Here is a 23296-nt window from a genome sequence, read left to right as displayed (position 1 = left end):
TAAACCGGGAGGAAATCTCCTTATAATGACTCCAAAGACTGATAGGGATTCCCAGTCAAGCTGGGAATGACGAGAACCGTAGCTTTTGAGACAACGTATCCTCTATTTTTTAGCACTGAGCTCACCAGATTTTAACTGGTTGTAGAAGCTTATATACTGAGCGAAGTCTTTGAACTTAGGTTTGCGTTTAGCTGAAGCGACCAACATCGGTTCATCGGCAAACAACTCTTTAAAGGCTTTCTTAAATCGCGCTTTCCTCACTATCACCGGGTCGGCATCGTCTTTAACTACCCAATAAGTTCTCTCCTCTCCTCCCACAATAGGAATACCCAAAATCCTTATTGGCATAGACTTAGATCCGTTCATGTGATCATATACCTTGATGTGTTCATCCGTTTCGGGGTTAAGCAATTGGAGCAAAGCCACACGCTGTTTAGTTCTGGGCATAGACTGCTGATCGAAGATAATCCAATCCCGATCCAGGATATCGTTATAATCTGTTTTAGCAATGTGCCGAACGGAAGTTCCTTTCTCATTGATGGTAGAAAGCTTAGCAAGTGCTCCGGGCTTTACAGCAAAACGTTGTACTTGTGCTGCTCTGAATTTGTGGATAACCCCCTGGCTATCTTGCATGCTCAACCGGGTTATATAACCCCGTTCATTAGTCATGCTTCTCATGGTACCCAGCAGAGTATCTCCATTGGTGGTCACCAGATAACACTCTTTTTCGCTCCAAAAATCGGCAAAAGGTTCTACAAATTGTTGGGCTTTTGCAAGGCCTGTTGCAAGCAACAGGAGCATTAGAAATAGAAAACTTTTTTTCATGATTGATATTTTGAGTTTTTGACGAAAACTCATTTACCAATTCCTGTGCCAGATTTGAAATACTTCACCAAGAGGTGGATAAAACAAATACAAACAGGCATAAACAAAACAGGCCTGGAGAAACTACTCCAGGCCTGCTACACTATTATCTATAAAAAGTTTAATTGGTCGACAGCTTAATCAACACTGGTCTATGGTCAGACACCTTGTTCTCATAATCGGCATAACACTCGTCTAGCCGAATGGTTTGAGTAAGTATTTCATTATCAAAAAGCTCATTGGAAATTAAAATCTGATCGATTTGACTGGGCCAGGACGGATAAGACCAGTGGCTGGAAGGCCCATTGGCTATGGACATGGTAGCAAACAAATAGTTGTCTGCATCATCTATAAAGTTCTGAAAAACATTGTCTTGCTGATCCACAATTTCATCGTTAAAATCACCCAAAAAGATTACATTATTATTGGGCAGGTTTTCATCAATGTATTCCTTAATGAGTACCGAGGCTCTTCTTCTACGATCTTCCGAACCACTGCAGCACTTCAAGTGGACATTGATTAGGTCTACCTGCATGCCACTGCTATGTTCAACCTTTACATAAAGAGGTCTTCTTACGGAAGTAAAGGCATTATCATAATCTTCTGTGTCTTCAGGGTAGAGATTTCTTGGTTGGTCAATCACGGTTATTTCGCTGTCTTTATACAAAAAGGCCAACCGTTGTGAGCTTCCGCTTACATGTTCTACATGACCTGACCAACCAGTCATTTCCGCTACCAGATTATTGAAATCTGCAACCGATCTGATTTCCTGCAGGGCAATAATATCGGCATCAAACTGCTCAATAATCATTTCCACCATATCTACCGTAGTGGCCAGTGTAGGGAAATTTTCTACGTTCCATGTTACCACCTCCAGAGTTTGATCAGAAACATTGGTCAGGCAACTGCTAAAATCGATGACTTCCGGTTCCGGATCGGGGGTTGGAGTCGGGTCTGAGCTATCTCCTCCACAAGCAGATAGAATGAATACCAAAAGGCCAAAAAGCCAGAATTTATTTTGCATACGCCAAATTTACTGGCTCCTTCCCAGCCGCGCCAGTTTTGTCTTTAATTTTAACGTCAACTAAATGTTAAGCTTTCTTTCCTTCCTTACCTGAAAGTAGGTGAACAGCAATACCGCGGCAGACAGACCAATAATGATCCATTGGTTAATTCCAGAAAAGCTAAAACTCTCCTGGAACATGGTATGAAAGGCCTTGAATACATTGATCAGCCCAATTATTGAAGTGACAAATAGGGTTATAAACATAGCCGTGTTGAGCCAGAAACTGTTCGTATAGCTCCCCATAGTTTTACCATTGCAAAGCACGCATAAGGCAAACGTTAGTACCGGTAAAATGAGACCGTTAGCCGCCTGAGCGGCAATAATCACCGGTATAGGTTTAACCCCGGAAACTCCAAAAGCAAAACCAACCACAATGATAGTAGCCCACAAGGCTTTAAACTTCCCTGTCTTTTCTGTCCAACCTGCTCCGGCCTTGTGCACACTCTTTATGGTTAGAGCCCCGGCTAGTGCAGCAGTAATGGTAGAGGTAAAACCAGCACCAAAAAGACCGAAGGCAAAAACATAACCCATAATTTGGCCGTGCTGAGCCACCAGCTGTTCATACAGCCTTTCAAAGCTAAAATCTCCGGAAATACTCGTCCCTACCACCAACACAGCCATAGAGACCAAACCTCCCAAGGCAATGGAAAAAACAAGTCCTGACCTTACCGAACGTAACTCTTTACCTTCGGCCAAACCGGAGCCCAGAAAAATATTATATGGTACTATGGTAGTGCCAATTAACCCCAACACAAGCAAAGTAGAACCCTCCGGAAGTTGTGGCGCAAAAAGACCGAAGGCCAGCCCGGACCAATCGGCAGGTACGCTAAGAGCTGCATAAAAAAGCCCAATACCCATAATGGCTACCATAGCGCCCAGCAGCTGAGGCACTAAACGGGTTTTTTCAAAATAAAGAAGCAGAAAAGAGCTCACCGCTATGATGGAAGTAAATACCCACTGCGGTATGGCCAGATTGAGCAATGCCAACCCTGATATGGCTCCCAGCATATTGCCGGCCTCATAGGCCAAACACCCCAAAAAAATGGAGATACCAATAAACCATACGAAAGTAACATTGGAATATCTGGCCAATATAGCTTGCCCGAGGCTCCTACCGGACACAATGGCTACGCGAGCCGCAGCCTCTTGTACCACCATGCAGGCAAGGGTAGAAAAAAGAAGAGCCCAGAGCAACTGTAATCCATGGCCTGCTCCGGCAGAAGCTGCAGTTGTTACCGTTCCTGGGCCTATAAAAGCAGCAGCAATAATGAGCCAAAAAATGTAGTTCCAGAATCTAGACTTCATTTCGGAAGATAGTAATTCTGAATAAATCCGTTTTCCTGAAACTAGCACCCCACCGATACTTTCAGAGAACCATGCTGAAGGCACCATCGCCACTAAATATAGTCTCCCCCACCTATCTTAGTAAACGAGGCCGGAACCTCTCTGCCGGTCTTGTACCGATAAGGCCCTTTGCTAAACTCAGAGTGAAAAAGGAGATTAACCTAAGAGGAAACCCAAATCTGCCGGATTCTTAAGAAGCCAACCGGTAAGACTGTATCGGCCAACATGCGTGGTCATTACTTCATGCGGAAGCACATCACTTTTGAACAATACTATACGTTTGGCCAATGGCTCAATCAGCTTTTCTTCATTCCCCAGATACAACTTCAGTTCTCCTCCATCACCGGGCTTCCAGCCTTCATTCAGGTAAATAATCATTGAGATGAGCCGATTATTCCGACCCTTAAACTGGTCTACATGCTTCTCATAAAAAGTGCCTTTCGGGTAATAGGCCAGATGGGATTCAAAATCAGCAATACCAAGGTAGCAGTACCGGTTAAGCTTATCGATCAACTCTCTGATCACTACGAACACATCAGTCAGCTCCAAATCCACACTCGAATCGAGCCAGTATACATGGTCTCCCCTCCGGCTTTTATCCAGGTGGTGATCGGCCAAAGCTCCAATTCCGGCCGGGTCAAACTCATCGTGCCCCAGCTTTTTAAGAAAGAACGAACGCACCGCCCTATACAGGGAGTCATCCAGAAAATCATCTATAACAACATAGTCGTTGTCTGCCAGTGAATCAACCCAGTCAACCCACTGATCATCTTGTACGTTTTGCAACCTGTTGAGCAAGCCAGAAAATCAAAACAAATTTGAAAAGAACTTTTTAATTAATCCTTTATAAGCATGTGAAATTTGTGCGTTCTTACCTTACTTGAATGCCGATTCGGAAACAGACCACTGAGCATAAGGTGCGAGAAAGCAAGCAGACGGTTATTAAGGGGTAATAGACCTTAAAATAATTGATCAAGGCCTTCTGTAGTAGCAACTTGTGATATCAAAGGTCATTCGGATTCGCTTAATCAAATTTTTATTTTAAATCCATGCCTACACATAACTTAGCTATCGTTTTTGGCGGTAAATCTACCGAACACGAAATATCAATACTCTCAGCCAAAAGCATTCTTAAACATTTAGATAGAAGCCAATACTCTCTTTTCATTATAAAAATCGATACTTCAGGGCATTGGTATTTAATTCAAGAAACAGAAATAGACGATAAGCAAGCGGGCAGAGAGGTGGTTCTGGTGCCCGGGTCTCCCAAAGCCCGACTCATAGCTGTAGAAAATGGAGAGCTTATTACTACTCTTGACGTGGCCTTTCCGGTACTCCACGGCTTGTTTGGTGAAGACGGAACAATACAGGGGCTTTTTAAAATGGTAGACCTTGCCTTTGTGGGGTGCGATGTACTCGATGCAGCTGCATGTATGGACAAGGATGTAACCAAACGGTTGCTCAGAGATGCCGGCATACACGTGGCCCCATATCTTATGGCTAGCCCCCAACATATCCCAACTTTTGAGACCGTAGAGGCCGAGTTGGGTCTTCCTGTTTTTATAAAGCCCGCTAATCTGGGTTCTTCTGTGGGCGTATTCAAAATTAATTCAGCCACAGAATACAAGGAAAAATTGAAGGTTGCGCTCTCCTACGACCACAAAGTATTAATAGAGCAACAAATTGTGGGCAAAGAGGTGGAATGCTCTGTTTTGGGCAACGAAGAACCCAAAGCCTCCCTGCCCGGAGAAATCATTACCAACACGGAGTTTTATGATTTTGAATCGAAATATGTAGACTCCAATGCCTCAAGTACACAAATACCTGCGTCTATAACCGATGAACAAATAGAAATTGTCAGGGAAACAGCCGTAAAAGCTTATCAGGTAATGGGCTGTCATGGTCTGGCCCGGGTAGACTTTTTTGTGACCAGTGCGGGCGAAATACTTATCAATGAAATTAACACGCTACCCGGCTTTACCAATATTAGTATGTACCCGAAAATGTGGGAGGCTACGGGTATAGGTTATGCCGAATTGCTGGATCTGCTTATTGAACTAGCCTTGAACAAACACGAAAAAGACGCGGCTTTAAATGTAATGGCAAGAGAGGTAAAATAATGTTTCAGGTAGTTTCTCAACACATCACACAGGTTATTAAAGAGCACATGGCAAAAGCCAATGAGCTTACCGATGCTACCTGGCCAACAACAAAACCCGGCACATACACCTCCGAAAGCCGAATTCAAGACTTTATGGCTCGCAACCCGGACAAAACCTGTCATTTTATCTGGCACAATCAACAGCTTATTGGTTATGCCGAGTCCTTTCCCCGAAAAATTGGGGTGAACAACTCACAGCTTGTTGTTCTCGGCCTTGGTGCTGTGTGTGTAAATACTGAATATAGAGGACAAGGTCTTGGCGCCCTACTGGTGAGAGCAGCCTTCGAACGAATTGACCAGGGAGAGTTTCCACTCTGCCTGTTTCAAACAGGAGTACCAGGCTTCTACCATCAGCTCAATTGCCGAACCATAGAAAATCGAATTTACAACTCCACCTCCGAAACCCCTGAACAAAACCCCTTTTGGGATCCTTACATCATGATTTACCCAAGTCAATTCAATGGTTTACAGACAGATATAGACTTATTGGGAGCAGGATACTGAAAAAAATCACATTAATTTATTACCCAGTTATTGACTTTTTCAGAAGAAGATTGAAATTGCCTCAAAATTTGCATTAAACTATGAGTTCACCCAGTCCATCAAAACCCCGCGTAATTAAAGATTTTGAGAAGTTGGATAAAGATATTCAAGAGCAAATCAAGCTCGAATATCCTGAAGGTTTTGAAGACAATCTGATTTACTTCACCAACAAAGAAGGCAAAAGAGTTTCTGCCCTGCCTTTTGAAACCGAAGAAAAGTATTACCTCGTTCGAATGACCATTGAGGAAGCTCAGCAAATCATTGAAGATGATGACGACTACGATGAAGATGGCAACCTCAAAGACGACATCCGTGTAGAATATGCCGAAAAGCATAACGAAGACCTGGACGATATGGATGACGAAGACGATGACCCTTATGACGATGCAGATGAGGAGGAGGATGACGAAGACTAATTGAACCAAAGCCTGTTTGGCTTGTTGAGCAATTAGTAACCATCTTCCTTATGAAAATAGGTATTCTCGGAGGCACCGGCATGTTAGGTCACCACGTGGCCATTGAAGCACAAATCAGGCAATATGAATTAGTGCTTATCCACCGGCAAAACACCGACCTGAACAAGGTAATCGATCTGAGGTTCGAATCGAGGGTGGCCGATCTTAACGACAGAGGTAGTTTAATAAAAGCCTTTGAGGGGCTCGATGCGGTTGTGAACTGCGCGGCCTACTACCCTACCACTCCAAAACCATTGGCACAGGAGCTTAAAACGGCACGGTTGCAAATGAAGTTCTTTCTCGATGCCATTGAAATGGCCAAAGTGAAAAGGGCTTTGTATGTAGGAGGGGCGGCCGTTCTACCCAAAGTAATAGATGGCCTGGCCAATGAAGAAGAATCTTTCGATAAAATTCCCGAAGCAGCAGCACCCTATGTGCAGGTAAGATGGCTAATGGACGATATGGCTCGCGATGCGGCCAAAGATGGCCTACCTCTGGTTATTGGTATTCCATCCATGACCTTTGGAGAATATGACTTTGCACCCACTACCGGACGGCTAATTGTAGAAATCGCTAACCAAAACCTGAAAGCCTACATCAGGGGCAAACGGAACGTAGTAGCCGCTCGCGATGCCGGAAGAGGATTGCTTTATGCCTTAGAGAAAGGAAGAGTGGGTGAACGCTATCTAATCACCGGAGAAAATACCGATATGGATAGCCTGGTAGAAGCCATCTGCGAAAGAGCCAATGTGCCTCCTTTGAAAAAAACCATACCCCTCTCCATGGCCAGGTTAATTGCCAGACTACAAGAAACGCGCTACGCCCTGTTTCGCGGAGAAGCACCAAAACTAAGCTCCACAGCAATTGCCGTATTGGCAGGAGGCCAGCCTCTCGATGGTTCCAAAGCCAAAGTGGAGTTAGATTATAGTCCGGAACTGAGCATGAGAGATGCCATAGACAGAGCCTTTATTTGGTTCGAAAAACACGGGTACATCCGCAAGTGATTCCAACTTTGAAGTGCCAAACCTTGTCTAGTAGGTTAAATGGCATTTCTATGAAAAAGCTCTTTTACAGTATATATATAATTGCCTTTGCAACGCTGGTAGCTTGCGAAGTTGACAACCCTGCAAGTTTTGACGATTGCCCGGTCAACTTGCTTTGCACCGAAGAGTTTCGGCACTATACCTATAGCCCAAAAACCAATAACCAGCCAATACTATTGGACGATTATTATGTAAAGAACTTAGACAACGGAAACATTTACCTGCATGGCAGTAATCAACTGCCATTGCATGAAGGCCAATACCTGGTAATTACGGATGCTGCCATTTCCGAAATAAAGCGCAAGGGAACCGTAGTACGATTTTTTGGAGTGAAGAATAACACAATCATTTTGGAAACCGACTTTCTGGTAGGTCACGACTGCTGCCATGTAACTCCCCTAAGCGGACCTTTCGATCAACCCTAAACAGGCCACACAAACAGAATCTTACTACTGACCGTCCCTGCTAGGCACCGTTTTTAAAGCTCCTCATTGAGACGGCATTACCCTCTTTTCCCTGCTCGGGTTAGACTTTATGCCTAACTCCCTTTATCTTGATATAAATTTGGGCTATGACATCGGTCGATATCAACTGTGATATGGGAGAAAGTTTTGGCAACTACATCGTTGGAAACGATGCAGCCATTTTCCCATACATTACCTCGTGCAATATTGCCTGCGGAGCTCATGCAGGAGACCCCTACCACATTGAAAAAACCATAGATCTGGCCATTGCCCACGGTGTGCAAATAGGGGCACATCCGGGCTACCCGGACCTTCAGGGTTTTGGCAGAAGAGTGATTCCCATGCCTAAAGAAGAGCTATCCGCTTCAATCAAATTTCAGGTGGCTGCCCTCAAAGGCCTTGTAGAGAGCAAAGGACACTCTTTGGCCTATGTAAAACCGCACGGAGCCCTCTACAACCAGATGGCCAGAAACAAAGAAACTGCCCGGTGGGTTATACAAGCCATTAAGAGCATAGACAGAAACCTTAAAATAATGGGATTGGCCGGTAGTCATATAAAAGATATTGCTCAGGAGGAAGATCTGGTTTTTGTTGCCGAAGCCTTTGCCGACAGACAGTACGAGCTCAACGGTGAATTAAGATCTCGAAACCTTGAAAATGCTGTATTGACCGATACCTACAAAGCCGCAGACCAGATACTATCCATTGCCCTGTATCGAAAAGCACGCACCTTAAACGGTCAGGAAGTTAGCATTGAAGCCCAGAGTTTCTGTATTCATGGAGACAACCCTAAGGCTGTTGATATACTCAAACACATCACACACATTTTAAAGGAAAACGGTATTAACAAAATGCACTTTTAGATGAAAATCAGACCCTTCGGAGAAAGTGCCCTTTTGGTTAGCCTTGAAAACACCATAGACCCGGTGGTGAATGAACGAATAGTTCGTTTTTACAGAAAATTAAAAAGTAGTGGTGAGTTTACCTTCCTGACACCAGCCTATTGCAGCCTGACTGTCGGGTTCGACCGAACCAAATTCACCATTGCCCAAGCCACTGAACACGTAAAGACACTCTGCGAGCATACCGATGATTTAGCGGAAACCGAGTCAAGGAAAATTACCATTCCGGTGTGCTACTCGCCCAGCTTCGCACCCGATATGGAGGAGGTTGCTAAGCACACAGGCCTCAGTTCGGAGAAAATCATTGAGCTGCACTCCCAAACTACTTTCCGGGTATTTATGCTTGGCTTTGTAGCCGGGTTCAGCTATTTGGGCACATTGCCCGATGCACTCCACTGCCCCCGAAAAAAAACACCCAGAAAATCAGTGGCCAAAGGATCTGTCGGGCTGGCCGGCTTACAAACCGGTATTTACCCGGTAACTGCTCCCGGAGGCTGGCAAATTATCGGAAGAACTCCACTCAACATGTTCGACCCGGCAAGACCACAACCTAATTTGGTATTTGCAGGTGACGAGGTTCAATTCAGGCCCATTAGCCCGGATGAGTTTAAACTGATTGCCATTAAAGTTGATACGGGAATTTATGAGACCGAAATTGAGTATGCCTGAGTGCTTGAAAATACATATGGAAAAACCCGGGCTTTATACCTCCATTCAGGATCTGGGCCGCATAGGCTTTCAAGATGCCGGCATCCCATTTAGCGGGGCCATGGACAAAGAATCTCATAAGATAGCCAACGAACTGGTAGGTAACCCACACCACTACCCCACACTTGAAATCACACAAATCGGCCCTGAAATACGATTTGAAGGAACTGGGCAAATTGCTTTGACCGGAGCCGATATGGCAGCTGAATTGAATGGCAAAAGTATAAGACGCTACGAAACTATAGACATAAAAAACAACGACCACCTCATACTTCACCAGTCAAGATTAGGATGTAGAACCTATCTGGCCGTGAGAGGTCAATGGCAAACAGAGCTTTGGCTGAACAGCCATAGTGCCGTTTCTAATCTGAGCTCAGTAGAGGGTATTCCAAAGCCACTGAAAGCTCTGCAGTGTATCGAAGTATCCACCCCCAACTTTATTCCTCAGCGCATATATCCTGAACACCTCAGGCCGGTCTTCTCTTCATGCTATGTATTACGCGTGGTTACAGGCCCCGAATTCGAACAATTTGGCATTGAACAGATTCAGTCATTTTTCGAGTCTGTTTTTACGGTTAGTCCCGACTCCAACCGAATGGGCTATCGGCTAAACGGAACGCTGGAAAACTATTCAACCCTGAGAGAGGAAATATCGTCAGGAATAGTGCCCGGCACGGTACAAATCACCAAGTCGGGCCAGCCTATAATACTCACTGCCGATGCCCAAACAACCGGAGGGTACCCTAGACTTGCCAATGTTATAGAAGAAGACTTGTCTATTGTGGGACAGATGAAGGCAGGAGATGAGGTGAAATTTATGTTGGTAGGTTTACCAGATCTGTAAATGCGAAAAGGCGATCTCCGTCCGAAATCGCCTTAATCAACCTTAAACTAAAACTACTAACTAATTATTTATTTGATAGTAAGCCGTGCCTTGCAGTTCTGAAAGCAAATCGGCCTGTCTCAAAAGCTTTAATTGTTCTTCTCCCAACTCTGTTTTAATGCCCTCCACAATCAATTGTTGATTGGCATCATAAACCTTCACGTAGTTTACCTCCTCGAACTCCACAATGTGTTCAATAAGGTACTGATCTACATAGGCATCAATCTGCTCTAAGTAATGCTCATCATAAGCCAGTGAGTCGGCCTCCGATTCGTTAGGAAAATTGTTGGAAATTGGTGTGCCGGCCGAAGCTATAATGGTAACCGCCAGCAAGAGTGCCATAATGGCTGAAATTCTACTTTTATTGACCTTTTTCATTGTTGTTTGATATTTTGAGTTCCGCCCGAAGGCGGATAATTTGACCTATTAAATTGACCTTGTTTTTGACCTGCCCATTCGTTTCCAATTGGTATGCCAATTTTTATTAAACACTGTAAATCAGGCAGTTACATAAGCTCGAGTTTTACAATGCCATTTTCTATGTTCGAAATCGGTCAACCAAGTGAACACTTTTGTGCGTTTTGAGCCTCTCAGGGGCATTTTAAAAGGTTACAGTAAACAATAAATTTTCATGAATTATCTTGCGTGCGCAATGAGAATACCGGAAGCACCAGACCTAAAAAAAATCAACTACGACTTAGCCCCTGAAAAGATTGCCAAATACCCGCTGGCCAAAAGGGATGAGTCTAAGCTACTCGTTTACAATGGCGGAACCATCGAAGACCGGCAATTCAAGGAACTTCCTGAACTGTTAGACCCCAGCACCTCTCTATTTTTCAACAATACCAAGGTAATTCCGGCCAGACTCTTCTTTTCTAAAGATACTGGTGCACAGATTGAGATTTTTCTTCTCAACCCCATTAGCCCAACCCACATCATCAGTCTGATGATGGAAACCACAGAAACTGTAGTATGGGAGTGCATGGTGGGTAACTTTAAAAAGTGGAAAGAGGGAACCACGCTCAGGCGCCAATTGGTACATCATGGTCAGCCTTTTACAATAGAAGCAAGCATTGTAAACAGGGAGTCGAAACAAATCGCTTTTAGCTGGTCAGACCCAAACCTCTCCTTTGCTGAAGTAGTAGAGCTTTGCGGCAAAGTACCGTTGCCTCCTTATCTCAACAGAGAAGATGAACCGGAAGATAAAGACCGTTATCAGACGGTATATTCCAAGCATGAGGGAGCAGTAGCCGCCCCCACTGCCGGATTACATTTTACCGATGAGGTTTTACAGAAACTTGAAAAACAGGGCACCACACTCAACTACCTGACCCTACACGTGAGTGCCGGCACCTTTCAGCCCATTAAAACCTCCGATGCCCGAGAGCACCCCATGCATTCGGAGCAGGTAGAGGTAAGCAAAGAAGCCATAAAAGCGTTGGTAACGGCTAAAAAAGTAATTGCCGTTGGTACAACCTCCATGAGAACCCTGGAAAGTCTCTACTGGTATGGCGTGCGCCTAATGAAGGGAGTCACTGAATTCTCCATTGGTAAACTGGAGCCCTATGAGCATGAAGAAAGCCTTCCCGACCGAAAAATAGTATTCGAATATATGCTTGATTGGATGACCTCCAACTCTGTAGAAATTATAAGCGGTAAGACAGAGATATTCATTATTCCCGGCTATGAGTTTCGCGTTTGCGATGGACTAATTACCAACTTTCATCAACCCGGAAGTACACTTATGCTACTGGTTTGGGCATTTATTGGTGAAGACTGGAAAGCAGTATATGACCATGCTCTTTCTTCCAACTACCGTTTCTTAAGCTATGGTGATTCTTCTCTTTTACTTCCCCAATAACCAATGAATTTTATCTATATTCAGGCATGATGCAAGCTAGCGCTACCGAAGAGTCGGTTTCGGCACTTAACCGACTGGTTCAGTTCATCAATAAACACGTTCCTTTTCTAGATCAGTCGTTTTCGTTTGTTGGAGAAGAGCTTACAATTACACACGTAATTGTCCCCATTCTCTTTCTCATCATTCTCAACCTTTTTGGCAATATATGCCGCGCCCTACTCATCAACCGGGTACTCAACCGATATATAGATGACCGAAAAACCATTCTTTCTATTGGCAATACCACCAAATACACCATCCTAATCATTGGGGTTACGGTGCTGCTGTCAAGCATTGGTATAAGCAGCAATTCTGACCTGAACGTGCCACTGTTTGGTGAAGAGGAAAAAAAGGTAAAGCTCTTTGATATACTGCGCATATCGTTTCTTTTCTTCCTGCTCATTTTCGTCACCAAAAAGCTCAAGATTGTATTCGTTCACCAAATAATGTCCAAATACAGTAATGATATTGGTGTGAGTCAAAGTATTGGTACCATTGCCCAATACCTGGCCATAATTGTAGGCGGATTCATTATAATTCAAACCAGTGGAATTTCGCTTGGCTCGCTCAACGTGCTGGCGGGAGCCTTGGGTGTGGGTATTGGTTTCGGATTACAGAATATTGCCAACAACTTTATTTCCGGACTCATCATTCTGTTTGAGCGACCCATAAAAGTAGGCGACCGAATTGAGGTTGGCAATGTAGCAGGCGATGTGGTAAAAGTTTCTTCGAGAGCCACCACAGTAAACACCAACGACAACATTTCGGTAATTGTACCCAACTCAGAGTTTATCAATCAGCGGGTCATTAATTGGAGTCACAACGACAGGAGCATTCGGTTTCATGTTCCGGTGGGTGTCTCCTACAACGAAGACCCTGCCAAGATTAAAAAAATATTGCTCGATGTAGCTGCCGGCCACCCTGATGTGTTAAAAAAACCCGCGCCCGATGTGCTCTTTTTGGAGTATGCCGATAGTTCGTTAAACTTTGATCTGATGATCTGGACAAGCACATATATTAACCGACCAAAGGTGCTCATTAGCCAACTTTACTTCGAAATTTTTGAGAAGTTCAAGGAACACGGGGTTGAAATTCCATTCCCGCAACGCGACTTACATATAAGGTCGGGCTGGCCTTCAGATGCTAAAGACAGGTAATCGTTTTCAGAGTAAACAACAATTTTGTGTATAGCTGGTTCATGATTTTAACTAAATTGGCGACATCCAAACGTTGAGAAGATGAGGGTAATTATAGCGGGAGTTGGAAATGTGGGGTTTCATTTGGCGAAGTTACTTAGCCAGGAAGGTCAAGACATTGTGTTGATCGACCAGGCTGCCGACAAACTGAAAATGGCTGCCAATCAGGTCGACTCGGCTACCATTAAGGGGACGGCCACATCGTACAGCGTATTAGAAGAAGCCGGAGTGAGCGAGGCCGATTTGCTCATTGCCGTAACCTCTTCAGAAGAAATTAACATTACCACGGCCATTATAGCCAAACACCTGGGCGCCAAACGTACCATTGCCAGAATTTCCAACACCGAATTTCTCTACAAGAAAGATAAGCTCAACCTTAAGCATTTAGGTATTGACGATATCATTTCGCCAGAATCACTAGCCGCCAAAGAGATCAAGCGCCTATTGAAAGAAGTGGCTATTACCGATAGCTTCGATTTTGAAAAAGGGCTGTTGCAGCTTATTGGGGTGAACATTGAATCGAAAAGCCCACTCATTGGCAAAAGCATGGTAGAGGTAGCTAAGATTAACCCCGACCAGGCTTTTATGACCGTGGCCATATTGCGCAACAATGAAACCATAATACCTTATGGCGACACCAAGTTTTTAGAAAATGACCATGCTTACTTTGTAACACAACCCGAATGTGTTGAGAAACTCTTATTCCTGGCCGGCAAGAAAAAAGAAGGGGTAAAAAGCATGATGATTCTTGGAGGTTCGCGTGTTGGGTTTCATGCGGCTAAAATTCTGAGCTCCCGATACAACGTAAAGCTCATTGAACGCGATGCCCAGAAATGCTTTGAACTGGCCGATCAACTACCCGATGCCATGGTAATAAACGGTGACGGTAGAAATGTGGAGCTTTTGGAAGAAGAGAGCATTAATGAAATGGATGCTTTTATTGCCGTAACCGGTGACTCTGAAACCAATATTATTTCCTGCTTGGTGGCCAAGAAAATGGGTGTAAAGAAAACCATAGCTATGGTTGAAAACATGGACTACATACACCTTTCGCAGAGCATTGGAGTAGACACCATGATCAACAAGAAACTCATTGCAGCCAACTTTATTTTCCGCCATGTTCGGCAGGGTGAAATTGTGTCTATCACCAGTATTCATGGAGTAGATGCCGAAATTCTTGAGTTCGAAGTGCAGGAGAACTCCAAAATAACCGAGCACCAGCTTCGCAACTTGCAGTTCCCTAAATCGGCCATTATTGGTGGGGTAATCAGAGATGGCAAAGGCCTTACTACTCCTGGTAATTTCAGGTTTCAGGCCAAAGATCGTGTGGTAGTACTCTCTAAACCGGAATGTATCAAGAAAGTGGAATCTTACTTTATTTGATAACTTGTAGCCACCATGTTTAACTACAAGGTCATCAGCAGAATATTGGGTATACTCCTCATTATTAATGGAGGTTTCATGGCCCTGTGTTTGCCGGTTAGTATTTATTACTGGGAAACGGACTCCGTATCTCTGGCTATATCGAGTGCCATTACGCTTGCCTGTGGTTTTTTACTTAAGCACCTGGCCCGAAACAATAAAAACAAAGACCTAAAGAAAAAAGACGGATACCTTATTGTGACCTCCGGCTGGATAGTTATGTCTTTTTTTGGTGCACTACCCTATCTGATTAGCGGAGCCATTCCATCGCTCACCGATGCCTTTTTCGAAACCATTTCGGGTTTTACCACCACCGGGGCGTCCATTTTAAATGATATAGAAGCAGTGCCGAGAGGCATACTCTTTTGGCGGAGTCTTACTCAATGGATTGGAGGTATGGGAATCATTGTGTTGGCTCTTGCCATACTACCCTTCCTTGGTATTGGAGGCATGCAGCTTTTTGTTGCCGAAGCACCGGGCATTACACCAGACAAACTACAGCCTCGTATTCAAGAAACAGCCAAACGTTTGTGGTACATCTATGTGGGCCTTACCCTTACCGAAGCCATATTGCTATACCTGGCCGGCATGGGAGCCTACGATGCCATAAACCACAGCCTCACCACTATGGCAACCGGTGGTTTTTCAACCATGAATGCCAGTCTTCAGGGGCAGCCTGCTGCCATTCAGTACATTATCATAGTTTTTATGTTTCTGGCCGGTACCAGTTTTACCCTCACCTATTTTGGTTTGAAAAGAAACTTCACCAAGATCATTAAAAACGAGGAGTTTGTAGTGTATCTGCTCTTTACCTTGGCCATCACCGTGATTGTGACACTGACACTACTTGTAGTTACCGACCATGGCATAGAAAGATCGTTTAGAGACGCTTTGTTCCAGGTTGTTTCACTCATCACAACGACCGGCTTTGTTTCGGCCGACTACACACAATGGGCTCCTTTCCTGTCTGTTTTGTTCTTTATACTCCTTTTTGTAGGAGGTTCCGCAGGCTCTACAGCCGGTGGTGTGAAGGTAATCAGACATGTAGTTCTTTTCAAAAACTCATTCCTGGAACTCAAAAGACAACTACACCCTTCGGCCGTGATGCCCGTACGCATTAGCGGTAAAGCCATAGAACAAAACATAGTGTATAATGTACTGGCCTTCATTATGATATATATCCTCGTGTTTCTTGTTGGTGTAACCCTCCTTTCCTCTATGAATGTAGACTTCGATACGGCTTTTGGAGCTGTGGCTACTTCGTTAGGCAATGTGGGTCCGGGAATTGGCGATGTAGGGCCTGTCGATAATTTTTCAGGCATGCCCATGGCTGGTAAGTGGTTACTTGCTGCCCTGATGCTTCTCGGTCGTCTGGAGCTGTTTACCGTACTTATGCTGCTTTCTCCACACTTCTGGAAGAAGCGCTAATCATTGCTCTCCGACCATTAGAATCCAAACAACCCCTTCTTTTCCTTTATTTCAAAGCCTGCTTCCTTTACCAGGCGAATAATCTCTAGCTTGTCTATAGCCTCTCCCTTTACGGTTAGCCATTTATCTCTGGCATTGGTGTCTACCTCCCAATGGCTAATACTCCTGGCCTTTTCCAGGTAGGGACCAACGGTTGCCACACAGCCTCCACAGTTGATATTCGTTTTAAAAACAGACTTCTTCATTTTATATAATTCATTTGTGTAGATTTACAGCATATAATAAGTATAGTCGCTTTACACCAAGCGATACGAATCTTTCACGAATATAGTTCACGCTTTGACCTTTGCAGAACTCAACTTACATGAAGATGTACTAGCCGGCTTAGATGCCATAGGCTTTGAAAAAGCTACCCCCATTCAGGAAATAGCCATTCCTTCTATAATCGAAGGAAAAGACCTTATTGGCTGTGCACAAACCGGAACGGGCAAAACTGCCGCTTTTTTGTTACCTCTTATGCACAAAATATGTGCTCAAAAAATTGAAGATGATCATATCAACTCTATAATCATCTGTCCAACCCGCGAACTGGCCATCCAGATCGATCAGCAGTTACAGGGGCTTAGCTACTTTACTGGGGTGAGCTCCATAGCCATTTATGGCGGAGGCGATGGAGACTCTTTTACACAAGAAAAACGTGCCTTATCGCAAGGGGCTCACATAGTTGTGGGCACCCCGGGCAAGCTTATATCGCACCTCAACCTTGGCTATGCAAATGTGAAGCAGGTACAAAACCTGGTATTGGATGAAGCTGACAGAATGTTGGACATGGGTTTTCTTGATGACATCAAGAAAATAATTTCCTTTCTCCCCAAAAAACGCCAGAACCTGCTCTTTTCGGCCACCATGCCACCCAAAATAAGAAGCCTGGCCAAAGAGATTCTTACCGACCCTAAGGAGGTAAATATTTCTATTTCTAAACCGGCAGAGCGAGTTACACAAGTTGCTGTATTGGCTCACGACAGTCAAAAAATAGAGACCATAAAGCATTTGCTCAGATACAACGATGTACCTAGCCTTATCATATTTGCGTCTACAAAACTGAAAGTGCGCGAGATCACCAAAGCCCTGCGAAAAGAAGGGCTGGACGCCAAAGAGATTTCGAGTGATTTGGAGCAAAAGGAGCGTGAAGACATTCTCCGGCAGTTTAAGAATCGCAAACTGCAAATGCTGGTGGCCACCGATGTAATTTCAAGAGGCATCGATATAGACAACATCGATATGGTGATTAACTACGATGCCCCCAACGACCCGGAAGATTACATTCACCGTATTGGAAGAACCGCACGGGCAGCCTCAGAAGGTGAAGCCGTTACGTTTATCAATGAAGACGACATGTATAAGTTTGCCCGAATAGAGCAAATGATGGAAATGGAGGTAAGAAAAATACAACCGCCTGAGCATGTGGGACCCGGCCCTGAATACAACCCCAAGTCGAGAGGCAATCAAAGGGGGGGCAGAAAGCCATTTAGAAAAGGAAAAAGGAGGTAGCCCCCTCCTTTCCATTAACCCCATATAGAGGGCTCTCCGATAAACGTTTTGACTCACATAACCATGGGTGTTCGAGATGAACTCTCAACCTTATTATTCAATTATTAATCTGGTTAATATAATTCATCTCAGCGACCTGCATGGCAGTAGTTTATCTTCCCTTAGTGGGTACAAATTCCAAATTCACACTCCACCCGAATGCCGACCATACCTGGCTGAGCATCAACTATCAATAGATTCATTTGCCGTACAGCCGGAATATTGAATCACTCCTCATTTTTAAGCGCTTCGAAAACCCTTTTTGTAGAATATTGAATACGTAAGAGGTTTGTGAGGTCTCCTTTGCTACGAACAAAGCGGGAGTCCTTATCGTCTTCTGCAAAGATTCATTTGGTCATACTCAATTCAACAACTATGAAAAATCTTGCCTACGCTTTTCGGGTATTGCTGAACAACAAGTTCTATGCATTCCTAAACATTTTTGGGCTAGCCCTGGGGCTGGCCGTAAGTATTATTATTCTGCTATATGTGCAGAGCGACCTGACTTTTGATAAGCATCATGAAAAATGGGATCAGGTTTACCGAATAGAATCCAAATTCTACATTCCGCCAAAAAACGATGAATTTGCCTTAACCTCTCAGGCTTTGGCCGAAACCATGAAGATGGAGTTTCCTGAAATCCAGGCTTTTACCCGGGTTCAAAGTGCAGGGCAAATTCTCTTCAGAATCAATGACAACAGCTTTTATGTAGACGACATGTACTTTGCCGACTCGGCCATGTTCCGTTTGTTCACTCACGAATTCATACAAGGCGACCCCGAAACAGCTCTTGTAGAGCCTCGTAGCCTTGTATTGACAGAGAGCACTGCCAAGCGGCTTTTTGGCGATAAAAACCCGCTCAATGAACTGGTTAAAACTGATTTAAACACCTTTACTGTAAAGGGCATTATCAAGGATTTGCCTGACAATGTGCACTTGCGTTTTAATGGACTCATTTCTTATACTACCATTACCTCTGGCCAACCTCCACTAAATGCACAACAGCGCACAGGGCAATTGTGGAATGTGAGCACCTACTCGTATGTGCTTCTGCCCAAGAATTATGAGGTAAGCAATATTTACAACCGGTTTCCACAGCTCTTCGATAAGTACATGGCACCCATTCGCCAGTTTGCACCATCGCTTAGAGAAGCCAGCTTTGAACCCAGGCTAGTACCACTCAACGAAGTACACTTCAACTCAAAGGTGCAGTATGATCTTGCCACAGGCAACAAAGCTTACACACAGGCTTTTATAGCTATAGGTTTGTTTGTGCTCCTGCTGGCAAGTATCAATTATATGAATTTGGCAACGGCCAGAGCCACCAAACGATCGAAAGAGGTGGGTATTAAAAAAGTAATGGGTTCTTCAAAAGGCAAACTGGTTTCGCAATTTTTGAGTGAGTCTATACTCATTACATTTTGTGCACTGATTCTGGCCATAGGTCTTGTGTATCTGTTGTTAATGGGTACAAATCTCAACTCTGTACTCGACAAAAACCTTAGCCTCAACTGGGGAGAAAACCCTCTTCTGTTGTTTGGCTCGTTGGGCATTACCATTTTGCTCGGGGTACTTTCCGGCCTCTACCCGGCCTTCTATCTATCGTCAATTTCTGTTATTACAGCCATGAAAGGCTCTGTAAAATCGGGCCCAGGAAGTGTGTTCTTAAGAAAAGTACTAGTAGCCTTCCAGTTTTTTGTTTCCATCGGTGTGGTGATTGCCACTTTACTCATGAGCAACCAAATCAGTTATATGAGAAATAAGGACCTGGGATTCAACAAAGACAACGTGATTATTATTCCTACACGCGACACCTCCCTGGTACGCAGACTGGATGTGATTCAGAATGAACTGAAGGAAAACCCGAACATTATTGATGTAACCACCACTACCGGTTTAAGCGCCAGCAATGCCAACTCTGTAGGTAATAGGCTAATTGGTGGTGGCCGGCAGGTGATGATGGTTGAAGAAGCCGATACCACACTAAAAACTGACACCTATAACGTGATGTTTGTGGGTGAAAACTTTATAAACGCCATGGAAATGGAACTGGTAGCCGGCCGCGATTATGACGAAAACATTCCTACCGATTTAACGCAAGGCGTATTGGTCAACGAATCCATGGTGCAGTATCAGGGTTGGGCCAATGCAGAAGAGGCCATTGGAAAGCGTGTTCAGAATGCCGGGCAACAGGCCAATCCAAGCCGAATTATTGGTGTTGTCAAAGACTTTAATGCTTTCTCCCTTCACATGAAGGTAGAACCAACCATTATTCTTCGCTATGAGCGTTTCGGAGCCGGTGCTATTGCACAATTTAGCCCTTCGGTAGTGGTACATGCCAAAGATGGCAGTTTGCAACAAACCCTGGACTATCTGGAAGACAAATATGCCGAACTAGATCCTAGTCATCCGTTTGAATATGGTCTGCTCGACACGCAGGCAGAGAATCTATACCGATCGGACAAACGTCAAAGCCAGCTCACTGCTTCGCTTTCATACATTTGCATACTCATTAGCTGCCTGGGACTTTTGGGGCTTTCCAGCTATACCACGGCCACCCGAATAAAGGAAATTGGGGTTAGAAAAGTGCTTGGGGCATCTATACCTCAATTGGTATATCTTATTTTCAAAGATATAATGCTTTTGGTAATAGTAGGTTTTATAATTGCCACCCCTGCCGCCTACTGGCTTATTGAAAACTGGCTACAGGTGTTTCAATATACCATGGATTTGCAGACAGTGATTGTTGGAGCCGCTGCCATAGCCGGCACTTTAGCCCTGCTTATTGCTTTCCTCACCGTGGCGTTTCACTCTTTAAAAGCTGCACAGCAAAATCCGGTGAAGGCGCTAAGGTATGAGTAATGCCATGCATATAGGGCGCCTGGCGTCTCACTGCAGAAACAAAAAAAGGCTTCCGATTGGAAGCCTTTTTTTGTGGCGGAGAGAGGGGGATTCGAACCCCCGGTACCAGTTTCCCAGTACGACAGTTTAGCAAACTGCTGGTTTCAGCCACTCACCCACCTCTCCGTAGTCGTTGTCTTGCTAAAGGTTTGCAAATATAAACGATCAACTGATAATTCAATAGGTTGCAAACAATTATTCAGACCATATTTCAATAAAAAAACCAACCGGTTTGGTTGGCTTTTTGTCGGGGTGGCAGGATTCGAACCTGCGACCTCCTGCTCCCAAAGCAGGCGCGATAACCGGGCTACGCTACACCCCGTTTCCCTAATGGGAGTGCAAATATAGATGCTTTTTTTGTTTTGCAATATTTAGAATCATGAAAATTTGAACCTTTTGACCATAAAAAAACCAGCCTCCGGCTGGTCTTTCTTACATCTTTCTCATTTTCAATCTTTTCCGTCAGACGTGCGAGCCGTTACGGTTCCTCGAATACTCAAAATAACCTGCTTATGATTCGCAGCATTGGTTACAAGAGTAACGGTTTTGTTTTGCGACCCCATTTTAGCCCTGGTGTCGAATTTCACATACACTTCTCCACTGGCTCCGGGGGCAATGGCCTCTTTGGTATACTTAGGCACTGTGCAGCCGCAAGAACCTCTGGCCGAGAGAATTTTTAAGGGTTCTGTTCCAATGTTTTTAAACTTAAATGTGTGCGTGACGGAATCGCCCTCAACCACGCTTCCAAAGTTGTATACCTTCTCCTCAAACTCAATCATTGGACCGGTAGTAACAGCCGCTTCCTGAGCCTTCAAGCCAATAACTGCTACTAGCATTAATAGGGAAACTATAATCTTTTTCATACCTGTGAATTTACTGTTAAAAATAGGCTTTAATGTACGGATTCAAAACACTTACGGTTCGGCAATTGCCGTGTTTATAAAATCAAGAAAAGGCACAATAGCCTTGTAGCTGTCAAAAACCAATTCCGAAAAATCCTCAGAATAAAAATCTCCCCTACTCAATGGTTTAAAAACTGCCAGACTCTTCATTTTCAGCAGCTCTATATGTGGATGATCGTTGGAATAGCCTTTTGGGCTGGATTTGAGTTTGTCTTCGTGGTACAGCCTAAAACCCTTCGGATACAGCTGCTCCTTAAGTGTGATGGCCAGTTTTTCGCCTTCATAGTCAATTTCCTGCCTCAAAAGCTTAAGCTTATATGAAGGCGGATGCCAAAGCCCTCCGGCTATAAGCAGTTCGTCTACTCCCAAGTGTACATAAAAGTCGGCCAACCCCTTACCGTAGCCAAAGCCCACTCCGAAATGGTCTTTGTAGGTAGGCCTGTCCGGATGAAACATCAGGTTGTTGTTGATTCTGTTTAGTGCCCTACGGGCGTTGGGCTGTACAACTCTGGGATCGAACAAACGAATGCGCTCAAGTATGGGGTCAAATAGTTCGACAAGCACATTCTTAGCTTCTTCGTAGCGGTTCCTGTGCTTATCCATCCACTCCTTAGAATTATTGACCGAGAGGTCTTCCAGAAATTCAAAAATCAATTGCTTCGACATGTGCATCCAACAGTTAGCAGCAAACTTTGGTTTAGTCCCCTTTAATCAATTAATGAAATGCCGTTCAAATCAGTCGTTAAATACTCTGTCATCACATCGAAGAAAGGACGAATAGCCAGAAAAACTGCCAGGGCCTTTTCGAGAAAATCGTCAGCATGAACTTCTTCGTCAGAGAAAGACCGAAAAGCATACATAGACTTGTGCCTGAGTAAGTCTATCGATGGATGGTCTTTGGCATAACCTTTAGGAGCCGTTTTCACCTTCTCTCCCATTAACTCACCAAAGGTTTCCTTAAATACCTCCCCCTCAATAACCTCCCTGAGTGGCGTATCGTCTTGAGCAATCTGAGCTCTAATTAACTTCAGATCTTCCGAATTGGGCTGATAAAAGCCTCCCCCCACTACCGTTTCGTTGGGTTTAAAGCGGAAAAAGTAACCTCCCCTAAGCTGCGGCTTAATGCGAGAGAAACTCCCTGCAAACCTGGGGTCATAGGGTCTCTTGTCATTAGAGAATCGAACGTCTCTATAAATGCGCATCAGACTCTTCTTGCCAGATACAGTAGTAATCTGGTCGGTCTCTTTTAGTCGGTTCAATAACTCATCCACAAAGCTTACAACATGTAGTTGCGCCTGCTGGTACTGGGCCTTATGCGCATTGAACCAATCGCGATTATTGTTGGCGTCTAACTTTTGAAGAAAAGCAAAAACGGATGGAGGAATAGATGTAATACTCATGAACATTGAAGTTAAAACTAGTATGACAAGAACCAGACGAATTAGTGAAAAATTCCGAGACATTTTTTGCCAGAACTCAATCGCGGCCTATTCCATCTGCCATTTGAAAACGGTAGAATAGTGT

General features: G+C 44.3%; 23 protein-coding genes and 2 tRNA genes. 14 read left to right on the top strand and 11 right to left on the bottom strand.

Features of this window, described 5'->3' with window-relative positions:
* Nucleotides 1–102: 102 nt before the first annotated feature.
* The 4 genes from IE164_RS13480 to IE164_RS13465 form a co-directional block, all read right to left on the bottom strand.
* Nucleotides 103–825: a hypothetical protein gene (locus tag IE164_RS13480; protein WP_189630746.1), complete on the bottom strand. Its 723-nt coding sequence runs from the start codon at nt 823–825 to the stop codon at nt 103–105.
* Nucleotides 826–985: 160 nt separating this feature from the next.
* Complete coding sequence (locus IE164_RS13475; protein ID WP_189630745.1) at nt 986–1888, bottom strand: endonuclease/exonuclease/phosphatase family protein; 903 nt, start codon at nt 1886–1888, stop codon at nt 986–988.
* A 60-nt stretch (nt 1889–1948) separates the two neighbouring features.
* Complete coding sequence (locus IE164_RS13470) at nt 1949–3235, bottom strand: Nramp family divalent metal transporter (RefSeq protein WP_189630744.1); 1287 nt, start codon at nt 3233–3235, stop codon at nt 1949–1951.
* A gap of 195 nt (nt 3236–3430) precedes the next feature.
* Nucleotides 3431–4072 carry a 2OG-Fe(II) oxygenase gene (locus IE164_RS13465; protein WP_229838682.1) on the bottom strand — a complete coding sequence of 214 codons (642 nt, stop codon included), beginning with the start codon at nt 4070–4072 and terminating at the stop codon, nt 3431–3433.
* 251 nt (nt 4073–4323) lie between these two features.
* Between IE164_RS13465 and IE164_RS13460 the strand changes: the two genes are divergently transcribed.
* The 8 genes from IE164_RS13460 to IE164_RS13425 all read left to right on the top strand — a co-directional run bounded on the left by IE164_RS13460 (nt 4324) and on the right by IE164_RS13425 (nt 10394).
* A complete protein-coding gene (locus IE164_RS13460) occupies nt 4324–5394 on the top strand; it encodes a D-alanine--D-alanine ligase family protein (protein WP_189630742.1) in 1071 nt (356 codons plus the stop codon).
* Nucleotides 5394–5939, top strand: coding sequence for a GNAT family N-acetyltransferase (locus IE164_RS13455; protein WP_189630741.1), 546 nt, complete (start codon nt 5394–5396; stop codon nt 5937–5939). Before IE164_RS13460 ends, IE164_RS13455 begins: the two co-directional genes overlap by 1 nt.
* Before the next feature lie 80 nt (nt 5940–6019).
* Nucleotides 6020–6394: a hypothetical protein gene (locus tag IE164_RS13450; RefSeq protein ID WP_189630740.1), complete on the top strand. Its 375-nt coding sequence runs from the start codon at nt 6020–6022 to the stop codon at nt 6392–6394.
* Nucleotides 6395–6444: 50 nt separating this feature from the next.
* Nucleotides 6445–7437: an NAD-dependent epimerase/dehydratase family protein gene (locus IE164_RS13445; RefSeq protein WP_189630739.1), complete on the top strand. Its 993-nt coding sequence runs from the start codon at nt 6445–6447 to the stop codon at nt 7435–7437.
* Nucleotides 7438–7487: 50 nt separating this feature from the next.
* Nucleotides 7488–7901: a hypothetical protein gene (locus IE164_RS13440; RefSeq protein WP_189630738.1), complete on the top strand. Its 414-nt coding sequence runs from the start codon at nt 7488–7490 to the stop codon at nt 7899–7901.
* Between the two features lie 146 nt (nt 7902–8047).
* Entirely contained in the window at nt 8048–8803 is a 756-nt protein-coding gene (locus IE164_RS13435) for a 5-oxoprolinase subunit PxpA (RefSeq protein WP_189630737.1), read from the top strand.
* A complete protein-coding gene (pxpB, locus tag IE164_RS13430) occupies nt 8804–9511 on the top strand; it encodes a 5-oxoprolinase subunit PxpB (RefSeq protein ID WP_189630736.1) in 708 nt (235 codons plus the stop codon).
* 16 nt (nt 9512–9527) lie between these two features.
* A complete protein-coding gene (locus IE164_RS13425; RefSeq protein WP_189630735.1) occupies nt 9528–10394 on the top strand; it encodes a 5-oxoprolinase subunit C family protein in 867 nt (288 codons plus the stop codon).
* 60 nt (nt 10395–10454) lie between these two features.
* Here IE164_RS13425 and IE164_RS13420 read toward each other — a convergent pair whose 3' ends face one another.
* Nucleotides 10455–10811, bottom strand: coding sequence for a hypothetical protein (locus IE164_RS13420; RefSeq protein WP_189630734.1), 357 nt, complete (start codon nt 10809–10811; stop codon nt 10455–10457).
* Between the two features lie 253 nt (nt 10812–11064).
* Here IE164_RS13420 and IE164_RS13415 point away from each other — a divergent pair, with 253 nt between their 5' ends.
* The 4 genes from IE164_RS13415 to IE164_RS13400 all read left to right on the top strand — a co-directional run bounded on the left by IE164_RS13415 (nt 11065) and on the right by IE164_RS13400 (nt 16379).
* Entirely contained in the window at nt 11065–12294 is a 1230-nt protein-coding gene (locus IE164_RS13415; protein ID WP_229838681.1) for an S-adenosylmethionine:tRNA ribosyltransferase-isomerase, read from the top strand.
* A 26-nt stretch (nt 12295–12320) separates the two neighbouring features.
* Entirely contained in the window at nt 12321–13490 is a 1170-nt protein-coding gene (locus IE164_RS18615) for a mechanosensitive ion channel family protein (RefSeq protein ID WP_308440970.1), read from the top strand.
* Between the two features lie 81 nt (nt 13491–13571).
* Nucleotides 13572–14912, top strand: a complete 1341-nt coding sequence (trkA, locus tag IE164_RS13405) for a Trk system potassium transporter TrkA (RefSeq protein WP_189630733.1) — start codon at nt 13572–13574, stop codon at nt 14910–14912.
* A 15-nt stretch (nt 14913–14927) separates the two neighbouring features.
* Nucleotides 14928–16379 carry a TrkH family potassium uptake protein gene (locus IE164_RS13400; RefSeq protein ID WP_189630732.1) on the top strand — a complete coding sequence of 484 codons (1452 nt, stop codon included), beginning with the start codon at nt 14928–14930 and terminating at the stop codon, nt 16377–16379.
* A 17-nt stretch (nt 16380–16396) separates the two neighbouring features.
* Here the strand turns inward: IE164_RS13400 and IE164_RS13395 are convergent, their stop codons facing one another.
* Nucleotides 16397–16624: a heavy-metal-associated domain-containing protein gene (locus tag IE164_RS13395; protein WP_189630731.1), complete on the bottom strand. Its 228-nt coding sequence runs from the start codon at nt 16622–16624 to the stop codon at nt 16397–16399.
* 94 nt (nt 16625–16718) lie between these two features.
* On the opposite strand from IE164_RS13395, the gene IE164_RS13390 reads away from it, so the two are divergent.
* Nucleotides 16719–17930 (top strand): DEAD/DEAH box helicase, encoded by a 1212-nt coding sequence (locus tag IE164_RS13390; RefSeq protein WP_189630730.1) that lies wholly within the window; start codon nt 16719–16721, stop codon nt 17928–17930.
* A 414-nt stretch (nt 17931–18344) separates the two neighbouring features.
* Nucleotides 18345–20831 carry an ABC transporter permease gene (locus tag IE164_RS13385; RefSeq protein ID WP_189630729.1) on the top strand — a complete coding sequence of 829 codons (2487 nt, stop codon included), beginning with the start codon at nt 18345–18347 and terminating at the stop codon, nt 20829–20831.
* A gap of 73 nt (nt 20832–20904) precedes the next feature.
* On the opposite strand, the gene IE164_RS13380 is transcribed toward IE164_RS13385, so the two are convergent.
* From IE164_RS13380 to IE164_RS13360, 5 genes are all read right to left on the bottom strand, one after another.
* Nucleotides 20905–20996, bottom strand: a tRNA-Ser gene (locus tag IE164_RS13380).
* A 121-nt stretch (nt 20997–21117) separates the two neighbouring features.
* Nucleotides 21118–21192 (bottom strand) — tRNA-Pro (locus IE164_RS13375).
* A 127-nt stretch (nt 21193–21319) separates the two neighbouring features.
* A complete protein-coding gene (locus IE164_RS13370; protein ID WP_189630728.1) occupies nt 21320–21733 on the bottom strand; it encodes a DUF1573 domain-containing protein in 414 nt (137 codons plus the stop codon).
* Between the two features lie 51 nt (nt 21734–21784).
* On the bottom strand, nt 21785–22438 hold the full coding sequence (locus IE164_RS13365; RefSeq protein WP_189630727.1) for a DUF2461 domain-containing protein: 654 nt from the start codon (nt 22436–22438) through the stop codon (nt 21785–21787).
* Nucleotides 22439–22479: 41 nt separating this feature from the next.
* Nucleotides 22480–23172 carry a DUF2461 domain-containing protein gene (locus IE164_RS13360; RefSeq protein ID WP_189630726.1) on the bottom strand — a complete coding sequence of 231 codons (693 nt, stop codon included), beginning with the start codon at nt 23170–23172 and terminating at the stop codon, nt 22480–22482.
* Nucleotides 23173–23296: the final 124 nt, after the last annotated feature.

It is taken from the genome of Roseivirga thermotolerans, assembly GCF_014653175.1.
In the GTDB taxonomy this organism is placed as follows: Bacteria; Bacteroidota; Bacteroidia; order Cytophagales; family Cyclobacteriaceae; genus Roseivirga; species Roseivirga thermotolerans.
The sequence above is the reverse complement of the archived record's forward strand: the minus strand, read 5'-3'. Positions and strand labels throughout refer to the sequence as shown.

Excerpts from the sequence above, each read along its gene's own strand:
- IE164_RS13460 (WP_189630742.1), top strand. The coding sequence starts at position 4,324 with ATGCCTACACATAACTTAGCTATCGTTTTTGGCGGTAAATCTACCGAA.
- IE164_RS13425 (WP_189630735.1), top strand. The coding sequence starts at position 9,528 with ATGGAAAAACCCGGGCTTTATACCTCCATTCAGGATCTGGGCCGCATA.
- IE164_RS13365 (WP_189630727.1), bottom strand. The coding sequence starts at position 22,438 with ATGTCGAAGCAATTGATTTTTGAATTTCTGGAAGACCTCTCGGTCAAT.
- IE164_RS13470 (WP_189630744.1), bottom strand. The coding sequence starts at position 3,235 with ATGAAGTCTAGATTCTGGAACTACATTTTTTGGCTCATTATTGCTGCT.
- IE164_RS13445 (WP_189630739.1), top strand. The coding sequence starts at position 6,445 with ATGAAAATAGGTATTCTCGGAGGCACCGGCATGTTAGGTCACCACGTG.
- IE164_RS13475 (WP_189630745.1), bottom strand. The coding sequence starts at position 1,888 with ATGCAAAATAAATTCTGGCTTTTTGGCCTTTTGGTATTCATTCTATCT.
- IE164_RS13415 (WP_229838681.1), top strand. The coding sequence starts at position 11,065 with ATGAATTATCTTGCGTGCGCAATGAGAATACCGGAAGCACCAGACCTA.
- IE164_RS13480 (WP_189630746.1), bottom strand. The coding sequence starts at position 825 with ATGAAAAAAAGTTTTCTATTTCTAATGCTCCTGTTGCTTGCAACAGGC.
- IE164_RS18615 (WP_308440970.1), top strand. The coding sequence starts at position 12,321 with ATGATGCAAGCTAGCGCTACCGAAGAGTCGGTTTCGGCACTTAACCGA.
- IE164_RS13440 (WP_189630738.1), top strand. The coding sequence starts at position 7,488 with ATGAAAAAGCTCTTTTACAGTATATATATAATTGCCTTTGCAACGCTG.
- IE164_RS13450 (WP_189630740.1), top strand. The coding sequence starts at position 6,020 with ATGAGTTCACCCAGTCCATCAAAACCCCGCGTAATTAAAGATTTTGAG.
- IE164_RS13420 (WP_189630734.1), bottom strand. The coding sequence starts at position 10,811 with ATGAAAAAGGTCAATAAAAGTAGAATTTCAGCCATTATGGCACTCTTG.
- trkA (WP_189630733.1), top strand. The coding sequence starts at position 13,572 with ATGAGGGTAATTATAGCGGGAGTTGGAAATGTGGGGTTTCATTTGGCG.
- pxpB (WP_189630736.1), top strand. The coding sequence starts at position 8,804 with ATGAAAATCAGACCCTTCGGAGAAAGTGCCCTTTTGGTTAGCCTTGAA.
- IE164_RS13400 (WP_189630732.1), top strand. The coding sequence starts at position 14,928 with ATGTTTAACTACAAGGTCATCAGCAGAATATTGGGTATACTCCTCATT.
- IE164_RS13360 (WP_189630726.1), bottom strand. The coding sequence starts at position 23,172 with ATGAGTATTACATCTATTCCTCCATCCGTTTTTGCTTTTCTTCAAAAG.
- IE164_RS13370 (WP_189630728.1), bottom strand. The coding sequence starts at position 21,733 with ATGAAAAAGATTATAGTTTCCCTATTAATGCTAGTAGCAGTTATTGGC.
- IE164_RS13435 (WP_189630737.1), top strand. The coding sequence starts at position 8,048 with ATGACATCGGTCGATATCAACTGTGATATGGGAGAAAGTTTTGGCAAC.
- IE164_RS13385 (WP_189630729.1), top strand. The coding sequence starts at position 18,345 with ATGAAAAATCTTGCCTACGCTTTTCGGGTATTGCTGAACAACAAGTTC.
- IE164_RS13395 (WP_189630731.1), bottom strand. The coding sequence starts at position 16,624 with ATGAAGAAGTCTGTTTTTAAAACGAATATCAACTGTGGAGGCTGTGTG.
- IE164_RS13455 (WP_189630741.1), top strand. The coding sequence starts at position 5,394 with ATGTTTCAGGTAGTTTCTCAACACATCACACAGGTTATTAAAGAGCAC.